We start from the raw sequence: 17998 nt of genomic DNA on the forward strand, positions 1-17998 counted from the left end.
GGCTTACCAACACAATTTGACGTAGAACCTTATTTGATTACTCCATACCAATCAAATAATCGTCATCTTTCATTGCTTCAACGGTTCCTAATAAGTAACCATTGCCGACTTGTGAGAAGAAATCGTGATTGCTTGTACCAGTAGAAATACCATTCATCACGATCGGGTTAACATCATTTGCTGTATCAGCAAATAATGGATCCATACCAAGGTTCATCAATGCTTTATTGGCATTGTAACGTAAGAAGGTTTTCACTTCTTCAGTCCAACCCAAACCATCATATAATTCTTCAGTATAACGTTCTTCATTTTCATACAACTCATAAAGAAGGTTATACATCCAATCTTTCATTTCATTTTGCTCTGTTTCAGATAGTTCATTGAAACCTAATTGGAACTTATACCCAATATAAGTGCCATGAACAGATTCATCACGAATGATCAATTTGATGATTTCAGCAACGTTAGCTAGTTTATTATTCCCAAGATAGTAAAGAGGGGTATAAAAACCAGAATAGAATAAGAAGGTTTCTAAAAATACACTGGCAACTTTCTTTTCTAATGGTGTGCCGTTTTTATAGATTTCATTGATTTTTTCTGCTTTTGTTTGTAAGTAAACGTTTGTGTTTGTCCATTCAAAGATATCATCGATTTCTTTTTTAGTGTTTAATGTACTAAAGATCGATGAATAGCTTTTAGCATGAACAGATTCCATAAATTGGATATTGTTTAAGACAGCTTCTTCATGTGGTGTGCGGACATCATTTCTTAACTGCTCCATACCACTTTCAGACTGAACAGTATCTAGTAGTGTCAAACCGCCAAAAACATAGCCTACAGTTGTTTTTTCGAGGTCTGAAAGAGTTCTCCAGTCATCTAGATCATTTGATAAAGGGATACGAGTATCTAACCAGAACTGCTCCGTTAGTTTCTCCCAAGTTGATTTATCAATGACGTCTTCGATGGCGTTCCAGTTGATTGCTTCATAGTATCTTGCCATGTATTTTCCTCCTCATTACCTTTACAATAAAATACAGTAAATCATAGAACAAGGCGACCAGAGGGCGCCTTGCTTGGTTTTTTACAAGTTTATTAATTCAAATTATATAGTAGACATCTTAATAAATATTCTTGTATAAGTTTGTCTTGATCTTTAGATAACACAACTCTCACATTGGTTACTACCGATTTCTTCAGCATCATCCGTAAATGTTCTTACGTAATAAATTGATTTAACACCTTTATGGAAAGCATAGTGACGTAAAATATTCAAATCACGTGTTGTTTGTTTTGGTGAATCTTTCCATTCATATAAACCTTCTGGAATTTCAGAACGCATAAACAAGGTTAAACTCATTCCTTGATCCACATGTTGTTGGGCTGTCGCATAAACATCGATCACTTTGCGCATATCCATATCATAAGCAGATGTGTAATAAGGAATCGTATCATTCGCTAGATAAGGAGCAGGGTAGTAGATTTTACCGATTTTCTTTTCTTGGCGTTCTTCGATCATACGAGTGATTGGGTGGATACTAGCACTTGTATCATTGATATATGAGATAGAACCATTTGGTGCTACTGCTAAACGGTTTTGGTGATACAAACCATCTTTTTTCACTGCATCACGTAAGTTTGCCCAATCCTCAGAAGTTGGAACAAAAATATCTTTAAATATTTCTTTGACTTTATCTGATTGAGGAGTGAAGTCTCCTTCAATATATTTATCAAAATAGGAACCATTAGCATAATCAGATTTTTCAAAATTATGGAAGGTTTCATTGTATTGTTTGGCAATGTTATTACTTTCTACTAAAGTCCAGTAGTTCAATAAAGTAAAGTAAACATTAGTGAAATCAAGTGAGTCTTTAGAACCATACTCCATATGGTTTTTAGCAAAGAATGTATGCAGACCCATCGCACCAAGCCCGATTGTGTGACTTAGTCTATTTCCGTTTTGAATAGAAGGCACTACATCAATATCTGACGCATCAGTCACGAATGTTAACGCACGTGTCATCGCACGAACTGATTTACCAAAGTCAGGGCTATCCATTAAATTAACGATGTTTGTAGAACCTAAGTTACAGCTGATATCTGTACCAAGTGTTTCATATTCTTGTTTGCCATTCAAAACAGATGGTGTTTGAACTTGTAAGATTTCTGAGCATAGATTACTCATGATGATTTTGCCGTAAGCTGGATTGCTTCTGTTAGCTGTATCGATATTGATAATATATGGGTAGCCAGATTCTTGTTGTAATTTAGAGATTTCATTTTCTAGATCGCGTGCTTTGATTTTACGTTTACGAATTTTTGGATTAGCAACTAGATTATCGTATTCTTTTGTAATATCAACATAAGAGAAAGGCACACCATATTCACGTTCTACACTATATGGGCTGAATAGATACATATCTTCATTATTACGAGCTAACTCATAAAATTTATCAGGAACTACAACGCCTAAAGATAAAGTTTTCACACGAACTTTTTCATCCGCATTTTCTTTTTTCGTTGAAAGGAACATTTCGATATCTGGGTGGAAGACGTTTAGATAAACAACTCCAGCACCTTGGCGTTGGCCTAATTGATTAGAATAACTAAAGCTATCTTCGAACAATTTCATAACAGGAACGACACCGCTGGCAGCTCCTTCGTATCCTTTGATTGGAGCGCCTGCTTCACGTAAGTTAGCTAAAGTAATCCCTACACCGCCACCAATACGTGATAATTGTAAAGCTGAGTTGATTGAACGACCAATGCTGTTCATATCATCTGTCACTTGGATCAAGAAACAAGAAACAAGCTCGCCACGACGTTTACGTCCAGCATTTAAGAAAGATGGTGTTGCAGGTTGATAACGTTGGTGGATCATTTCATCTGCTAAAACTAACGCTAATTCTTCATTGCCATCAGCGAAGTACAAGGCATTGAAAGCTACACGATCTTCATAGCTTTCTAAGTATTCAGTTCCTTCATTGTTTTTAAGTGCATATTGTGAATAAAACTTGTAAGCTGCCATAAATGATTTGAATTCAAACTGCTGTTCATCAAGAAATGTGTATAATTGTTCAATAAATGCCATAGAATATTTTTCGATAAATGCTGTTTCTAAATAATCATTGTCGATTAAGTAGTTGATTTTTTCTTCTATAGTATTGAAGGTTCTTGTATTAGGAAGGACATTTTCTTTGAAGAAAGCTTCCAATGCTTCTTTATCCTTATGTAAAGGAATTTGTCCGTCAACGGGACGATTGATCTCATTATTCAGCTTAAAATAGCTAACATCTTTAATTTCTTTTAGACTCAAGTTCATTCACTACTTTCTTAAAGGATTCCACGTCTTCGTTCGTGCCGCTAAATTCAAAAGAAAAAAGCATTGGAACGTTGTAATCACGTGCTATGTCTTTGGCTGTATATACATATAATTCTGCGAAATTGAGGTTTCCGCCTCCAGCAACGCCCTGCAAGTATTCTTGATTGTTTTTGTAATCAAGAAAATCATTCACTACTTCAGTGATTTCTTTGTCATAAGTAGGAACGACTAGGACAAAAGGCTCATTTATCTCAAAAAAAGGATTCGCAGGCTCAATTTCGTAAGCTGCTAAATCCAATTTTTTAATGAAGCGTCTGGTTTGTCCGGTGACTGAAAAATAAACAATTTTCATTTAGCTAGCCAATTGTTTTAATTGATCAGGACGGAATCCTACAACAGTTGTAGCATCAGAAGTGATAACCGGAACACTTTGGAATCCTTGTTCTTTTAACCAGTCGATTGCGTCTGGTTGGATATCGATATTTACTTCTTCAAATGCTATATTATTCTCGCTCAAAAAGCGTTTTGCCATTTTACATTGGATACAATTATTTTTAGAAAAGATTTTTACGTTCATTTTTAATTCCCCCTCAATTAGTTTACTTCACTAGTATAAATCTCTCAGAGAAAAAGTCAACACTTAGGCACTACATATTGTGGTTGTTTTTCGAAGGAATACCATGTTTTGTGTTTTTGAAAGAAATATGAAAGCATGTATTCTCTAGATTTAAGCCATTATTCTCGTCATTTTTATGTTAAAAAAAGAAATTTATTAAATTTTACATTGGAAATCCTAATGTGATAAGCACAAGATATAGTAGGTGAATGGAAAGAGACACACTAGTCAAAATGGCGATATTTTGTTGGGCAAAAATTTTCTTACTATAGGTAGAAAGAAGATTGATTTAAACCTCACAAACAGGTATACTTAATGAGAACGATTATCAATATCATTGATAATACGAATGAAATTTTTTCACAAGATTGGATTATACTTAGCTTTACGAGCTATTCATTGTACGCGACTTCAATCTCAACAATTCCACAAAGCTAAAACTCTAGGGAATGAAGAACTCTAAAGAAGACTAAATAAGTTCGTTCAGTTTTTTAAATTAGGAGGTAATGCAATGTTAACACTGGCACAGGCAACATTAAATAAGGTTTATGCGATTGAAGAAATCCAAGCAGAAGGCTTTGCGAAGAAACACTTGAACAATCTTGGTCTTGTGCCAGGTGGGAAGGTTGTCTTGGTGAATTATTCAGGTGACAACGGCATTGTTCTTTTGCACAATAGCCGAATTGCAATCAATCAATCTGTGTTAAAACAAATTACAATAGTAGAAAAAAGTTTAAGTGAAGAAAGTTGGCAGTCTTTAGATCAATTAACAGTAGGGGAAAAAGCGAGAGTTATTGGGATTCATGGACAAGGTGCGGTCAAAAGGCGTTTGATGGATATGGGGCTGACAAAAGGGGTAGAGCTTCTTGTTCGGAAAATGGCGCCTCTAGGTGATCCAATTGAAATCAACCTTCGTGGCTACGAATTGACATTGAGAAAAAATGAAGCAGAACTGGTTTTAGTACAGAAAGAGGGATAAGAGAATGAAAGAACAGCATATTGCGTTAACGGGAAATCCAAATAGCGGAAAGACGACAGCCTTTAATGCACTGACCGGTGCGAATCAATATGTAGGGAATTGGCCAGGCGTAACAGTGGAGCGAAAAGAAGGCAAGCTGAAAAAAAATAAAGAACTGACGATCCAAGATCTACCAGGGATTTACTCACTTTCACCTTATACCCCAGAAGAAGTTGTTGCCAGAGACTATTTACTCAGTGGTAGCCCAGATATCATTGTCAACATTGTAGATGCAACGAACTTGGAGCGAAATCTATATCTGACGACGCAATTGATGGAAACAGGAATTCCAGTGGTGGTCGGATTAAATATGATGGATATCTTAGAGAAGACTGGTAGAAAAATCAATATTGAAAAACTTTCCTATGGTTTAGGTGTAGAGGTAGTCGGTATAAGCGCCTTAAAAAATCGTGGGCTAGATGACTTGATGAAAAAAGCAGTTAAAACCACTGAAGTCTTTCCACCTGAGTTTAACTATCCAACGTATGACAATCGTCTAGAAGCAGCACTAAATGAAATTACGGATGTTTTAGGGAATAGTGTGTTAGAAAAGCAAGCCCGTTGGTATAGCATTAAATTGTTTGAAAGAGACGCTAGAGTCCAGGATGAACTGGAATTGAGTACAATTCAGCAAAAGGAAATAGAAGACATTATTAAAATTACTGAAAAAATCTTTGATGATGATAGTGAATCGATCGTAATCAATGAGCGATATGAATTTATCACTCGTTTAACGGCTCTTTGTGCGATTGAAAAAAATGAGATCACGTTCAGCACAAGTGATAAAATTGATCGAATCGTAACGAACCGTTGGTTGGCTTTGCCGATCTTCGCATTGATCATGTGGTTTGTTTATTATTTAGCGATTCAAACTGTGGGTACGATGGGCACTGATTGGATCAATGACGAATTATTCGGAAACCTTGTACCAAATACTATCGAAGGATTATTAACCAGTTGGCAAGTAGCACCGTGGATGCAAAGCTTGATTCTGGATGGTATTATCGCTGGAGTTGGCGCTGTTTTGGGATTTTTACCTCAATTAGCTGTCCTGTTTTTATGTTTAGGGTTCTTGGAAGATTGTGGTTATATGTCGCGGATCGCCTTTGTAATGGATCGTTTGTTTAGAAAGTTTGGGCTATCAGGTAAATCGTTTATTCCAATGTTGATTGCGACAGGTTGTGGAGTCCCAGGAGTTATGGCAAGTCGGACGATTGAAAATGAAAAAGATCGTAAAATGACGATTATGGTCACGACTTTTATGCCTTGTTCTGCGAAATTGCCGATTATCGCATTGATTGCGGGTGCCTTTTTTCCAAAAAGTAGTTGGGTTTCTCCCTCGGCTTATTTTATCGGGATTGCGGCCATTGTATTATCAGGCATCGCATTGAAGAAAACTCGTTCATTTTCAGGAGATCCAGCACCGTTTATTATGGAATTGCCGGCTTACCATATGCCGCAATTGCGTGGGGTTCTTCGTCACGCTTATGACCGCAGCAAATCATTTGTTAAAAAAGCCGGAACGATTATTTTTGTAATGAGTATTGTTATTTGGTTTACTTCTACTTATACCTTTACACTGCAAGAAGCCGCTGAAGATCAAAGTATCTTAGCGAACTTAGGCAAAGTTGTTGCACCATTATTTGCTCCTCTTGGCTGGGGGACTTGGCAAGGTGCTGTTGCAACGATTACAGGATTAGTTGCCAAGGAAAATGTGATTGGGACTTTCGGTATTTTATTTGGTCATTTAGGGGAAGTATCTGAAGATGGTGTGGAAGTGTGGTCTGCGTTGCAAGGTGCGTTTACTCCTATTGCAGCATATTCATTCTTAGTTTTCAATTTATTGTGTGCGCCGTGCTTTGCAGCAATTGGCGCGATTCGCAGAGAAATGGGCGATTGGAAATGGACCTGGGGAGCGATTGGTTATCAATGTGGTTTAGCATATGTAGTAAGTTTCATTATTTATCAATTTGGACACGTTATCTTTGAAAACGGTCAAGTAGGTGTCGGTGTGTTTGCTGCAGCTCTACTAGTTGTTATTATGGGTTATTATTTAGTTAGAAAGCCAAAAACAGAAGCAGAAACAGTTGTTACGATGGCAACGTTAGAAAGAGGGTAAGCATATGGCAACATTGATTTTAGCAGTATTGATTTTTGGCGGAGCTGGATACGTTGTCTATTCTCGTTTTAAAAAAGGCAAGAGTTGTGACGATTGTCATACAACATGCCCAGTAAAGAAAGAACAAGGGGAGTAAAAAAGGTCAGATACAATGAGATAAAACGGTCGTAATTTATTTTGTTGTGTCTGACGTTTCCTCTTGAATTAAGGCTCTTCAAGTGCTACAATATTTAAGTACTAATTATTTGGGTCGTTAGCTCAGTTGGTAGAGCAGCTGACTCTTAATCAGCGGGTCATGGGTTCGAGCCCCTTACGACCCATTGGGTGCCAAACCCACGAGAATGGTATTCTGTCGGCGTCTTCGGACGTTTAGAAGATGGAATATGCGTTCTCTTTTTTTGTTTGAATATGGCTTTGAATACATTAGCTTACACTCATATAGTTTGTGTAACTTTTTTAATTTCATGAATTTTAAGTCTTATTTGGCACAATGTCTAAACTTACTTTAAAAATGCCTATGATATCAGATGATCCATTCAACAAACACCTATGAGAGTTATTGACTCATAGGTGTTTGTCTTAGCTTCTTAGTTACTTACAATTTAATTCTGTAAAAAAATTTGAGCATTTGTATACTCATTTGTGTCTCCTGGAAACCATCCTTTTAACATTGCTGCAAGTTCAGTTGCACGCTTTTCATTTTCAAGATTGATAATTTGAAAATAGAACTTTCCGTCGCTCTGTTGACCATAAGAAACTCTTGTATCAAGAAAATATTGACAGAAGCGTTCGCGTAAATTATGTCTCAAACGATTACTAATCGCTTGCCAATCTTTTGGTAAATTATCAATTTCAATCCAATTGTATTTTTTATTTGTCTGTAAAACAACTTTCATATCTCGTTCATTATAACTTGGTATTTGACCTTTAGTCAGTCTTAAGCATTCTGCTTTAACTGAAGCTGTAGAATCTAATTTCACACCTACAACTTTAACCATTAAATGTGTAGGATATTCAATTAAGAAGACATTTCCATTCGTCAACATCGGCCAAGTTTTGCTTCTAGTAAATTCAACCATTAGTTTCGCGGTTGATTCTTTTGAGATATCATTGATGACAGTTTTATAAAGGTTCTTATTTTTGACCTCAGCATTTTGATTATGCTCTTGATTCATGAATGGTTCATTAGTAATAAAACGAATTGTTCGGTCTGCTAGATCCTGTTCCAATACCCACAAATTACCTAAAGTATTACTGCTAATCAGATATTGATAGGGACTTTGGGATTCAGCAGTTGCCACTACATCTCCAATTGTATATTCTTGTCCAAGAAATTTCTTCTCTAAAATACGTCTACTCCAATAACGACTTGCATTTGTTGCACCTGTACTTAAACGAACCTTCATTCCCTTTTTAAATTTCGCTGCTGGTGCAACTAATAAATCTTGTTCATAAATCCATTTTCGATAACTACTTTCATCAGAATTAATTAAAACTTGATATTCTGAACTCTCCCATTTTGCATTCAATTTTTCAATTCGCTCCACACGGTAATATTTGTTGACCACGTTTGATGGAATCTTTTCATTTGATGACCATGGCGATGTCACTTTTGCACCACTAGTTAATCGAACAATGTTACCTACTTTTACCTTACATGGTCTACTTGGAAATGGTATTTCAACAGTAAATGGTGGACGTACTACTCCTGCAAAATTAGCATAGCTAAATGCTCTTTGAGTAGAAGGCTCATTATTAGATCTTCCGTTTTGATCAACACCAATAAAACCAGTAGTTGTCACTGAACCTAGAACAATTCCTGTATGTCCGGCTGAACCATTGTTATAGACAAATATATCTCCTGGCAAAGGATAAAAACTCGCCGTATTTGGAATTACTCGAAATCCACCTACATTTCCTGTTTGCATTAAATCTTTGGCAACTGCTCCTCGAAATGAAACACCAAATAAATCATGCCCATATTGATTTATCAAGTCAAAACATTGAATACCGAATGCACCATCAAAATCATATGACTTTCCAATTGAATTTCTTGCCCATTGTACCCCTTGTGCTTGTGTAACGCCCATTGTTATTCCTTCTCTCTTTTTTAATAGTTTATAACACGTCTGTTATAGCGGAATTCCTACTATTACTATACGAGTTTATAAGGTTCCATAACTATCTAATCTCTCTCCTAATCCTGTCAATTTTCTTTTTGGGGGAGGGGTACAATTATTTTTGTAGGTCTTAGATAATTAGTCTTGATTACACAAATGAAAAGATAGAACTGGCAGAAGTAATTGATGCTAGTGATTCTGGAATTATAAAGGCTACAAACTTTAAGTAGAATGTTGGAGAGGCACCATTTGAATTTCATAGTGAGCAGGAATTGATGTCTATGGTACGGAATGAAAAAACTGAGAATTTGTTAGATATAAAATCGGTAGGGTCCAACAGAGATGATATTTTAAAAAATGTCTATGCTTAGAAACATGAAATAACCTTTAATTGAATAATTTAATGCCAAAGATTGAAGCATCCCGAACCTATGAAAAATTCATTGGATGTTTAGAAGATGAAATATGCGTTTTCTTTTTCAAAATTGAACAAAATAAGTCAGGTGATCGTGTCTAACTTTAGGAAAATAGATAAACAGAATCGTAGGCTTGAAAAAATAGATGTGATTTTGAGCATATAATTGTCAAAATCACATCTATTTTAATTAGAGAAAAGGCTATTGTTCAGAATAAATTCTCGTTAATCATTATCAAGAAAGAATCCGCCATTTTGTTCTAGGTAAACCCAATCAACCATCTTCCCATTCAGTGCTTCTTTATGATTCACTTTGAATGTGTACCATTGATTGGTCTTTTTAGATTTGTAACTGTGATATGATTCTACATAAAAAGGACCAACACCAGCATCTGTTAAATCTCTATAGAAAAAATTAAACCAATAAACTTCAGATCTTACTACTTCTGGATTAAAAGAAGTGGGAGAACTCCAACCAGAATCTTTACAAACCGTTCCTACACTGTCTAGTACTCTAATACGTGTTCTTGTCGTAGCTACTTCAGATTTTCCTTCAATAATATCCGTAGCGGCAGAATTTGTGACGGTTCCCCACCAAGCAGTATATTTTGTTCGAGCTTTGAGTACGACAGACGAATCGAACTGACTTCTGACGGAATAGTCCAATAAACCATCAGCAGAAGCTTTTTCTGAGGCAATAAAAAATAGGCTGAACATTGTGACAAGAACTCCAACAATTGTGACTGACAACTTTTTCTTTAACATAAAAACCCCTCTTTTCTTTCTTAATGTATTACAATGCATACTTTATGATAAAATATAGTTAATGTCAATACTAAAAAGTGTTTATGATTTAACTTTAGCTCATTTATTCAATAATCATAAATCATATGAAGTGAGTAATCAGCTGTTTGATGATAAACTAGAGAAAAGAAACAACATAGGAGGGGAAAAAATGAAAAAAAAATTCATCTATTCATTTATATTACTAGCAGGATTATCGCTAGCTGCTTGTGGGGGCAAAGGCAAGACTGTTGAAAGTTCAACTACAGCTAAAAGTACCGAAAAAACAAGTCAAACTGCCGCATCTACCAGTAAAACTACTACAAAATCTAGTACGAGCCAAAGTTCAACAAAATCTTCAACTACATCTGAAACAAAAACAACTGACAGCCAATCGGCTGTAAAAACAGACAGTAACACACCAGCAAAACAAGCAGAAACAGTTCTAGATCAACTAAATAAAGCTTTTCCGAATGACCAATTACCGCAAGCAATATTAACCAGTCAAACAGCGGAGTATTTGACTGCAGCAACAACCAGTGCTGCTGATCAAGGAAATTTCAGAATTTTATATTATGCTGAAGATCATGGGATCACAGTCAATGATACGGTAGTCAATGATTTACAACCGATTGCTTCATTTGAAAAAAAATCGTATGCTTCAAATGAGGAAGCGGCGAGTGCCGTCAATCAAATCATCGATAATGGTGGAAGTCAGATTGATTTAGGCTATGGAATCACGGGCTATCAACAAGGCGCTGCAGGTTCTAGTTATTTATCTTGGCAAGAAGGAAATTGGAGTTTGGTTGTTCGAGCTTCGAATATTGGTGGGGAAGTAGCGGAACCTTTAGCTAAAGAGGCGGTGGCCTACTTAGAAACAGCGATGTTGCCAGCTCCTCAGACGAAAGGGCAGATTTCTTTAACAGCTAGCACAAGTGATAGTTATCAAAATAATTCAGTGGTTTGGCAAAAAGGAATGATTATTTATACTATTCAACATTTTGATGCATTACAAGCACTTAAAATGACGGTATCGACAAATAAATAAGTAAAATAGCCAGATTAAAGAAATTATTAGTTAACTAATAATAAAAAAACATTGAAAGCAAGCTTCTGTGAACTATTTATTTGAGGAAAGGTTGATTTTTCACAAAAAAATAAAGCAGAATCAGCATTGACGAAACATTCACTCATCTTGTACAATGGGTACATGATAGAAGCGAAAATAATAAAATAAAAAAAGGCACTTCACAGTTTGGTGGCCGCCAAACTACGAAGCCCTGATGAGTCAAGACACTGACCAATCAAGTTGCCCTCGTCAATGCAAAAGCACTGACATGATTTATTGTACTCAATTTTTAGGAAAATATCTACCCCTAAAAATACAAGAGAGGATGAACATGCCAGCGCATACTGATTGAGCGATACAACGGTATTGGAAGGAATTCTGATACTGTTTTTTATTTTTTGCTTCTATCTCTTTTAAGTATCCTGATTGATCGTACTTGTATAGGGAGATGAGTATGGTTGAATGAAGTGGGATATATTGGATAAAGCTTACCACTATAGGTATTTGATTTATCTTTGGGGAAGAAAATCAACGACTGAAAAATGTGCTCATTAAAATCAAGAATAACTCTTGTTACCTATAGTGGGAGCTTTAAACATAAGTATAAGTATATGTCATATACTTTAAACTTATTATAATAGACGGATTACTAATGAAGCAATTGAAATGCTGTTAAAAATACAAAAAAGCAGAATCCTTTATCCAGCTACCACTTAAAATGGCGGTGCATGACGGATCTGCTTTTATTCTTTGGTTTAGATAGTTATTGCGTGATGATACTTTTATCGGGTTGAGAGTGAGCTAAACGACTAGCTGCAGCCGCTGCAATCGCACCAACAATATCATCTAAAAAGGTATGAACTTGCGGTCCTTCATGAGAATTTAATTTTGCCAAGATTCCAGGCTTCACTTTGTCAATATAACCGTAATTCGTAAAGCCGATTGATCCGTAGACATTAACGATCGAGAGCGCTAAAATTTCATCAATACCATAAAGCCCCTCATCTTCTTCCAGAATTTCTTGTAAAGGATGAAGTAATTTTTTTTCTTCAGCGAGAATATCTAATTGAATACCAGTGATAATAGCATTGTGTACTTCACGTTTAGACAAAACGCTGTCAATATTTTCAATACAAGTTGCTAAATCAAGATTTTCAACATAGGGTTTCTGTAAAAATAAAACCAATTCTGCCAAATCCGCTATCTCAACGCCACGGTCTTTCAATAACTGCCGTGCTTTCTTTTCTACTGTTTCTCCTTTTATTACCAAAATAAAAAACCTCCAATGCGTCATTTTTAAACTTAGATTACATCAATGGTATACTATTTAAAGAGAAAAATGCAAGGAGAAGATTAATGAACCCACTAATAGAATGTTGCGAACAAAACTTAGCTAAGGGCGCAGAGCTGTTACTGAATGATCCATTTATTGAAGAAAATGGCGATGTTGTCTCTTATTCTTGTATGAATGAATGCGTTCTTTGTGCCCAAACGTTCTTTGTTTTATTTGAAGGGGAGCGGATTACTGGGAATACACCAGAAGAGTTAGTAGAAAATGTCAAGAAAGCTATTTTACTTTGGCAAGAGGATATGAACAGTTGAAAGAAATTGGAGCTCACCGATAAATAGGGTAAGCTCCAATTTTTTAAAGCATCTTAGCTTCTTTTCCTTCAAATAAACTAGTACTATGCATCGGCTGAGTTCTAGTATCAGGTTTAATAAAATGCAAGGCATTGTTCACAGCAGTCGGCGCTTCACCAAAGCCAGTTGCAATCAGTTTTACTTTTCCATCATAGTTGCAAATATCACCAACAGCATAAACACCTGGAATATTTGTCGACATATCTGAGTTTACTTCGATCGCATTTCGGCTAACATCCAAGCCCCATTCCTTTAAATGGCTTAAAGAGGAAGTAAAACCATAGTTAATGATCAAAGAATCTAGATCCAGTTTTTCAAAATTATCCGCTTTTGTTTCTTTTAATTGAATTCCTTTGAATGAATGATCCTCGACTAATAGCTGATCGATGACATATGGTGTATAGATAGCGACTTCTGAGTTTTTTAAGTTATCTACACTATGCTCATGTCCACGAAATTCAGGTCGACGATGAATAATCGAAACTTTTTCTGCAATAGGCTCTAACATTAAGGCCCAATCGATAGCAGAATCACCGCCACCTGCTATGGCCACTTTTTTACCAGAAAATTTATTCATATCCGTTACGTAGTAATGGACATGATCCCCTTCAAGCTCGGCTGCACCATCAATAGTTAAGCGTCTAGGTTGAAACGAGCCGTTTCCAATAGCAAAAATAACTGCTTTGGAATAATGAACACCCTTTGACGTTTCGATCCGCAAGTAACCATCTTCTTGAACTAAATTTTTCACTTCTTCTTCTAAACAAGTATCATGCGCAAAAGGAGCAATCTGCCTTTCTAGATTTTCGATCAGCTCACTGGCCTTGATAGCTGGAAAACCTGGGACGTCATAAATATATTTTTCAGGGTAAAGTGTGGATAGTTGGCCGCCGAGCTGAGGTAAACTATCAATAATTTTAGTTTTTGCTTTACGGATTCCTGCATAAAAAGCAGCAAAAAGGCCGACAGGACCTGCACCGACGATTGTTAGATCATATATGTTTTTTGAATCAGACATCAAAATTTCCTCCTGTTTCTATAATAAAAAAGTTTTCATCTATAAAGATAAAATCAAAAAAGATTGTATATCGTTTTTCACAAAATATCACTTGTAAGCGAAAAAAGCAAGTAAGAGTTTGTGAAAAAAAGCTTCTCTTAAAGAGTACCAAAGATAATAGAATTTTCAAGTGAAGTTGTTTATGATATCATAAGGAAGTAAAAATTAATGAGGAGGAAATAACTATGTCAGAATTTCCACAATTAGATTTAGCAAATGTAAAAGGCCCTAAAGCTGTGATAAAAACCAACCGCGGAGATATTACTGTTCAACTTTTCCCAGAACAGGCACCTAAAACAGTTGAAAACTTTGTTCAACTAGCGAAAAAAGGCTATTACGATGGAGTGATTTTTCACCGTGTTATCCCTGATTTCATGATTCAAGGCGGCGATCCTACTGGAACAGGTATGGGCGGCGAAAGTATTTATGGTGAAAAATTTGAAGATGAGTTTTCTAAAGATGTATTCAATTTACGCGGTGCGCTATCAATGGCAAATGCTGGACCGAACACTAATGGCAGTCAATTCTTCATCGTAAACAATCAAAATGTTCCAGCAAACATGATGGGACAATTAGAAGGTGCCGGATTCCCTACAGAAGTGATCGAAGCTTATAAAAAAGGCGGAACACCATGGTTAGATTTCCGTCATACAGTTTTTGGTCATGTAGTAGAAGGCATGGATGTTGTAGATGAAATCGGCGGCGTGCAAAAAGACGCTCAAGATCGACCAACATTTGATGTAGTGATCGATAAAGTAGAGATCAGCGAATAAGAGTATTTTAATTTATAAAAAAAAGTGAAGCTTAAACGATTATGAGTTTAGGCTTCACTTATTATTTTATTCAAAAGAGTGCTTGATTCTACGTAAACCCTCTAAGAGTGTCTCTTTTGGACAAGCAACATTTAAGCGCATATGTTGTGTACCATTGGGGCCAAAGGTGATTCCGGGATTCAGTACAACTTTTCCTTTATGAACGAGTTGGTTTTGCAGTTTTGCATCCGTCAAACCCAAAGCAGAAAAATCTAACCAAATCAAGTAAGTACCTTCTGGACGCATCATTTTGACTTCGGGAAGTTCAGTTTTTAAGAACTCGCTAACGGTATCGATATTTTCTTTTAGATAAACGAGCAATTCCTCCAACCAAGTATCGCCATTCTGATAAGCAGCTTCTGTTCCTACATAACCGAAAATGTTGATTTCATTCTGAAAATTACGTTCCTGCGCTTCAACGAACTGTTTCCGCAAATCAGGATTTTCAATGAAAATCATTGAGTTTTTAATACCGGCTAAGTTGAATGTTTTTGTTGCAGCAGTCAACGTAATAGAGAAATCTTTAAATGTTGGGTGAACATTTGTAAACGTTGTGAATACATGAGGCGCAAAAATCAAATCCTGATGAATTTCGTCACTAATAACAAGCACATCATATTTTGCACATAACTTACCAAAAGCTTCTAGCTCACTTTTCGTCCAAACACGCCCGCCTGGGTTGTGAGGATTACATAAAATAAACAATCGAACATCTTCGGCAATGATTTGTTTTTCCAGCTCTTCTAGATTTATAACAAAGTGTCCTTGTTCAATCAGCAATGAACTGCGGACTAGTTTTCGATTATTTTGCTCGACAACTTTAGCAAAAGGAGGATAAACTGGATCATGGATTAAGACAGCATCACCTGGTTTGGTGTAAGCTTGGATTGCTATTGAAAGACTCGGCACAACTCCGCTGTTAAAAAGAATTGCTTCTTTGCTGACTGCATAATCATGACGGCGTTTTTGCCACGCCTGAATTGCTTCATACAGAGAATCAGGGGCTGGTGAGTAGCCTAGGAGGCCTTGCTCTGCTGTTTTCTTTAGTGCGTCTAACACAGGTGGGTTTGCTTTGAAGTCCATATCAGCTATCCATAAAGGTAACAAGTCGGTTTCTCCATAAGTGTCTTCAATCGAATCCCACTTAATACAATTTGTATTGAGGCGGTTATAGACTGTATCAAATTCTACCATTCAATTCTTCCTTTCTATATAAAAACGTTTCTCAGTAATGTAAGATGTAACTATAGTATAATGGACTTTCCATAAAATATGAACAAAAAGAATCAACAATATATAGAAGCAGAAATAAATTCATGCACTTTTTAATGGAAACATGATATCATTTTAAACGAGGAAAGCATTTTGATGGGAATAACGAAAAGAGGATAATGAGATGGAATACAAGATAGGAATGATTCTTAATGGAACAATCACAGGGTTACAACCCTATGGCGCTTTTGTTTCGTTAAGCGATACAACTCAGGGACTGATCCATGTTTCAGAAGTGCAGGCAGGATACACCAAAAATATTCATAGTTTATTGACAGTTGGCCAAAAAGTTAAAGTACAAGTTATTGATATTGATGAGTACTCAAAAAAAATCAGCTTATCTTTGAGAACATTAGAAACGCAAATTCAGCAACCTAACCACCGACGAAAAAAATACTTTACCAATAAAAATAAGAAAATTGGCTTTGATACGTTAGAAAAAGAGCTCCCAGTATGGACTGATGAGGCAATGGATAAATTGCTTGAGAAATAATTCTGTTTTTTTTCAGAAAATATGGTACAATTTTCCTAGTTTCTGAAAACAAAAATTAATTGAGGTGGATGTTTTGTCTAACAAAAAAGTCGCTGGTACTATTATGCTGAACCTAAATGACGGTTCGAAAAAGTTTCTTGTTCATCCAGTGGGTAAGTCAATGGCATTTGTTACAACAAAAGTTTCTGAAGATATGACGGGATTAGCTAGTATGTTGCAGCTTTTTAAAGAAGAAATTCAACTAGATGTTACTTCAATTAGTTTAGTCGAGTTGACAAATGCGCATACCGATGCTGAAAATATGCCTTTATTTGTATTTGAAATGAATGAAGATCATGCGGTTCCTGCGATTGATGACAGATACGTGTGGGAAAAACCATCTGAGTTAAAGAATCTATTAGCTACTTATGATATTCAAGGGGTACCAATGTTTTAAAACTAAGCAAGTTATATAAATAAATAAGAGGCATGGCTATTGCAACCCTTTTATTTGAAAAACTAAAAGCCGGAACAAAACTAACCACTAGTTTTGTTCTATTTTTATACAGAGTATTATTTAGGAGGAACATTTTATGTCATTAAAGCAAGCAGCAATAAAAGATGCAGCTACTGCTATGTCTCTATTGAAAGAAAGCGCTGAATGGTTGAAAGAAACTGGCAGTGATCAATGGTCAGATGTACTAAAAGGAGAAGATAAGCATGGATTAGCCCAAGCTGTAGAAAAAGGAGAAGTATTTTTCTTCTATAATAGAAAGAAACAATTGGCAGGAATGGTGGCTGCCTGGAAAACACCGACAGAATGGGACAGATTACTTTGGCAAGAAATAGGGACTCATCAAGAGTCTTGCTATCTTCATCGGGTGATTATCCGCCCAGAATATCGAAGAAAGGGCTATGGAAAAGAATTACTGGCTGAATTAAAGCAAAAATTCAGAGGGCAAGTAACTGAGTTACGATTAGATTGTTTAGGGAGTAATCAGAAGTTAATTGACTTCTATCGAAGGAATGGCTTCATTAATGTTGGAAATGCAAAAGATTTTAATGGAACCAAATTCGAACTATTTTCATTTATTCTGATTTAACAATCGCTATAGGTAACTTTTTTTGCAATAATATTGTTATTAAACGATGTTTTTATTGAAAAGACGAATTTAGGATTGATAGCAAGAGAAGTGGATGAAAAATATTTCCGTTTTTTTCAAAATAATGGTTGACCAATAACAAAAAACTTGTTATATTATATCTTGTCGCAAGGCACTGATGG

The 17998-nt window shown here is 36.0% G+C and carries 18 protein-coding genes and 1 tRNA gene; 10 read left to right on the top strand and 9 right to left on the bottom strand.

Translation table 11 applies throughout. The features are described 5' to 3' along the window. Positions 1-37 precede the first annotated feature (37 nt). The 4 genes from nrdF to nrdH all read right to left on the bottom strand — a co-directional run bounded on the left by nrdF (position 38) and on the right by nrdH (position 3896). Positions 38-1000, bottom strand: a complete 963-nt coding sequence (nrdF, locus tag RV15_RS17880; protein WP_071879348.1) for a class 1b ribonucleoside-diphosphate reductase subunit beta — start codon at positions 998-1000, stop codon at positions 38-40. A 153-nt stretch (positions 1001-1153) separates the two neighbouring features. Beyond that, entirely contained in the window at positions 1154-3313 is a 2160-nt protein-coding gene (gene nrdE, locus RV15_RS17885) for a class 1b ribonucleoside-diphosphate reductase subunit alpha (RefSeq protein WP_071879363.1), read from the bottom strand. Further along, positions 3294-3671 (bottom strand): class Ib ribonucleoside-diphosphate reductase assembly flavoprotein NrdI, encoded by a 378-nt coding sequence (gene nrdI / locus RV15_RS17890; RefSeq protein ID WP_071879349.1) that lies wholly within the window; start codon positions 3669-3671, stop codon positions 3294-3296. Before nrdI ends, nrdE begins: the two co-directional genes overlap by 20 nt. Further along, positions 3672-3896 (bottom strand): glutaredoxin-like protein NrdH, encoded by a 225-nt coding sequence (gene nrdH, locus RV15_RS17895; protein WP_010760423.1) that lies wholly within the window; start codon positions 3894-3896, stop codon positions 3672-3674. Between the two features lie 550 nt (positions 3897-4446). Between nrdH and RV15_RS17900 the strand changes: the two genes are divergently transcribed. The 4 genes from RV15_RS17900 (at position 4447) to RV15_RS17915 (ending at position 7392) form a co-directional block, all read left to right on the top strand. Further along, entirely contained in the window at positions 4447-4914 is a 468-nt protein-coding gene (locus RV15_RS17900; RefSeq protein ID WP_071879350.1) for a FeoA family protein, read from the top strand. A gap of 4 nt (positions 4915-4918) precedes the next feature. Next, positions 4919-7072, top strand: coding sequence for a ferrous iron transport protein B (gene feoB / locus RV15_RS17905; RefSeq protein ID WP_071879351.1), 2154 nt, complete (start codon positions 4919-4921; stop codon positions 7070-7072). A gap of 4 nt (positions 7073-7076) precedes the next feature. After that, positions 7077-7208 (top strand): FeoB-associated Cys-rich membrane protein, encoded by a 132-nt coding sequence (locus RV15_RS17910; RefSeq protein WP_010760426.1) that lies wholly within the window; start codon positions 7077-7079, stop codon positions 7206-7208. A 111-nt stretch (positions 7209-7319) separates the two neighbouring features. Then, a tRNA-Lys gene (locus RV15_RS17915) sits at positions 7320-7392 on the top strand. Between the two features lie 282 nt (positions 7393-7674). On the opposite strand, the gene RV15_RS17920 is transcribed toward RV15_RS17915, so the two are convergent. Together RV15_RS17920 and RV15_RS17925 are read right to left on the bottom strand one after the other, a co-directional pair. Then, positions 7675-9162, bottom strand: a complete 1488-nt coding sequence (locus tag RV15_RS17920) for a CHAP domain-containing protein (protein ID WP_071879352.1) — start codon at positions 9160-9162, stop codon at positions 7675-7677. A 670-nt stretch (positions 9163-9832) separates the two neighbouring features. Further along, positions 9833-10372, bottom strand: coding sequence for a hypothetical protein (locus RV15_RS17925; RefSeq protein ID WP_071879353.1), 540 nt, complete (start codon positions 10370-10372; stop codon positions 9833-9835). Between the two features lie 190 nt (positions 10373-10562). Here RV15_RS17925 and RV15_RS17930 point away from each other — a divergent pair, with 190 nt between their 5' ends. Further along, on the top strand, positions 10563-11438 hold the full coding sequence (locus RV15_RS17930; RefSeq protein WP_071879354.1) for a hypothetical protein: 876 nt from the start codon (positions 10563-10565) through the stop codon (positions 11436-11438). 784 nt (positions 11439-12222) lie between these two features. Here the strand turns inward: RV15_RS17930 and RV15_RS17935 are convergent. Next, on the bottom strand, positions 12223-12729 hold the full coding sequence (locus tag RV15_RS17935) for a phosphatidylglycerophosphatase A family protein (RefSeq protein ID WP_071879355.1): 507 nt from the start codon (positions 12727-12729) through the stop codon (positions 12223-12225). Between the two features lie 86 nt (positions 12730-12815). Between RV15_RS17935 and RV15_RS17940 the strand changes: the two genes are divergently transcribed. Continuing rightward, positions 12816-13061 carry a DUF1450 domain-containing protein gene (locus tag RV15_RS17940; RefSeq protein ID WP_071879356.1) on the top strand — a complete coding sequence of 82 codons (246 nt, stop codon included), beginning with the start codon at positions 12816-12818 and terminating at the stop codon, positions 13059-13061. A gap of 43 nt (positions 13062-13104) precedes the next feature. Here the strand turns inward: RV15_RS17940 and RV15_RS17945 are convergent, their stop codons facing one another. Further along, on the bottom strand, positions 13105-14118 hold the full coding sequence (locus RV15_RS17945) for an NAD(P)/FAD-dependent oxidoreductase (RefSeq protein ID WP_071879357.1): 1014 nt from the start codon (positions 14116-14118) through the stop codon (positions 13105-13107). 224 nt (positions 14119-14342) lie between these two features. On the opposite strand from RV15_RS17945, the gene RV15_RS17950 reads away from it, so the two are divergent. Beyond that, entirely contained in the window at positions 14343-14930 is a 588-nt protein-coding gene (locus RV15_RS17950; protein WP_071879358.1) for a peptidylprolyl isomerase, read from the top strand. A gap of 66 nt (positions 14931-14996) precedes the next feature. On the opposite strand, the gene RV15_RS17955 is transcribed toward RV15_RS17950, so the two are convergent. Further along, a complete protein-coding gene (locus RV15_RS17955; RefSeq protein WP_071879359.1) occupies positions 14997-16163 on the bottom strand; it encodes a MalY/PatB family protein in 1167 nt (388 codons plus the stop codon). 202 nt (positions 16164-16365) lie between these two features. Here RV15_RS17955 and RV15_RS17960 point away from each other — a divergent pair, with 202 nt between their 5' ends. From RV15_RS17960 to RV15_RS17970, 3 genes are all read left to right on the top strand, one after another. Further along, entirely contained in the window at positions 16366-16734 is a 369-nt protein-coding gene (locus tag RV15_RS17960) for a CvfD/Ygs/GSP13 family RNA-binding post-transcriptional regulator (RefSeq protein WP_071879360.1), read from the top strand. A 64-nt stretch (positions 16735-16798) separates the two neighbouring features. Continuing rightward, positions 16799-17170: a hypothetical protein gene (locus tag RV15_RS17965; RefSeq protein WP_174549285.1), complete on the top strand. Its 372-nt coding sequence runs from the start codon at positions 16799-16801 to the stop codon at positions 17168-17170. 136 nt (positions 17171-17306) lie between these two features. After that, a complete protein-coding gene (locus RV15_RS17970) occupies positions 17307-17816 on the top strand; it encodes a GNAT family N-acetyltransferase (RefSeq protein WP_071879362.1) in 510 nt (169 codons plus the stop codon). Positions 17817-17998 lie beyond the last annotated feature (182 nt).

It is taken from the genome of Enterococcus silesiacus, from assembly GCF_001886225.1.
GTDB lineage: Bacteria > Bacillota > Bacilli > Lactobacillales > Enterococcaceae > Enterococcus_L > Enterococcus_L silesiacus.

Coding starts and splice junctions, on each gene's coding strand:
- RV15_RS17900 (WP_071879350.1), top strand. CDS start 4,447: ATGTTAACACTGGCACAGGCAACATTAAATAAGGTTTATGCGATTGAA.
- nrdH (WP_010760423.1), bottom strand. CDS start 3,896: ATGAACGTAAAAATCTTTTCTAAAAATAATTGTATCCAATGTAAAATG.
- nrdF (WP_071879348.1), bottom strand. CDS start 1,000: ATGGCAAGATACTATGAAGCAATCAACTGGAACGCCATCGAAGACGTC.
- RV15_RS17925 (WP_071879353.1), bottom strand. CDS start 10,372: ATGTTAAAGAAAAAGTTGTCAGTCACAATTGTTGGAGTTCTTGTCACA.
- RV15_RS17920 (WP_071879352.1), bottom strand. CDS start 9,162: ATGGGCGTTACACAAGCACAAGGGGTACAATGGGCAAGAAATTCAATT.
- nrdI (WP_071879349.1), bottom strand. CDS start 3,671: ATGAAAATTGTTTATTTTTCAGTCACCGGACAAACCAGACGCTTCATT.
- RV15_RS17930 (WP_071879354.1), top strand. CDS start 10,563: ATGAAAAAAAAATTCATCTATTCATTTATATTACTAGCAGGATTATCG.
- RV15_RS17955 (WP_071879359.1), bottom strand. CDS start 16,163: ATGGTAGAATTTGATACAGTCTATAACCGCCTCAATACAAATTGTATT.
- RV15_RS17950 (WP_071879358.1), top strand. CDS start 14,343: ATGTCAGAATTTCCACAATTAGATTTAGCAAATGTAAAAGGCCCTAAA.
- feoB (WP_071879351.1), top strand. CDS start 4,919: ATGAAAGAACAGCATATTGCGTTAACGGGAAATCCAAATAGCGGAAAG.
- RV15_RS17910 (WP_010760426.1), top strand. CDS start 7,077: ATGGCAACATTGATTTTAGCAGTATTGATTTTTGGCGGAGCTGGATAC.
- RV15_RS17940 (WP_071879356.1), top strand. CDS start 12,816: ATGAACCCACTAATAGAATGTTGCGAACAAAACTTAGCTAAGGGCGCA.
- RV15_RS17945 (WP_071879357.1), bottom strand. CDS start 14,118: ATGTCTGATTCAAAAAACATATATGATCTAACAATCGTCGGTGCAGGT.
- RV15_RS17970 (WP_071879362.1), top strand. CDS start 17,307: ATGTCATTAAAGCAAGCAGCAATAAAAGATGCAGCTACTGCTATGTCT.
- RV15_RS17960 (WP_071879360.1), top strand. CDS start 16,366: ATGGAATACAAGATAGGAATGATTCTTAATGGAACAATCACAGGGTTA.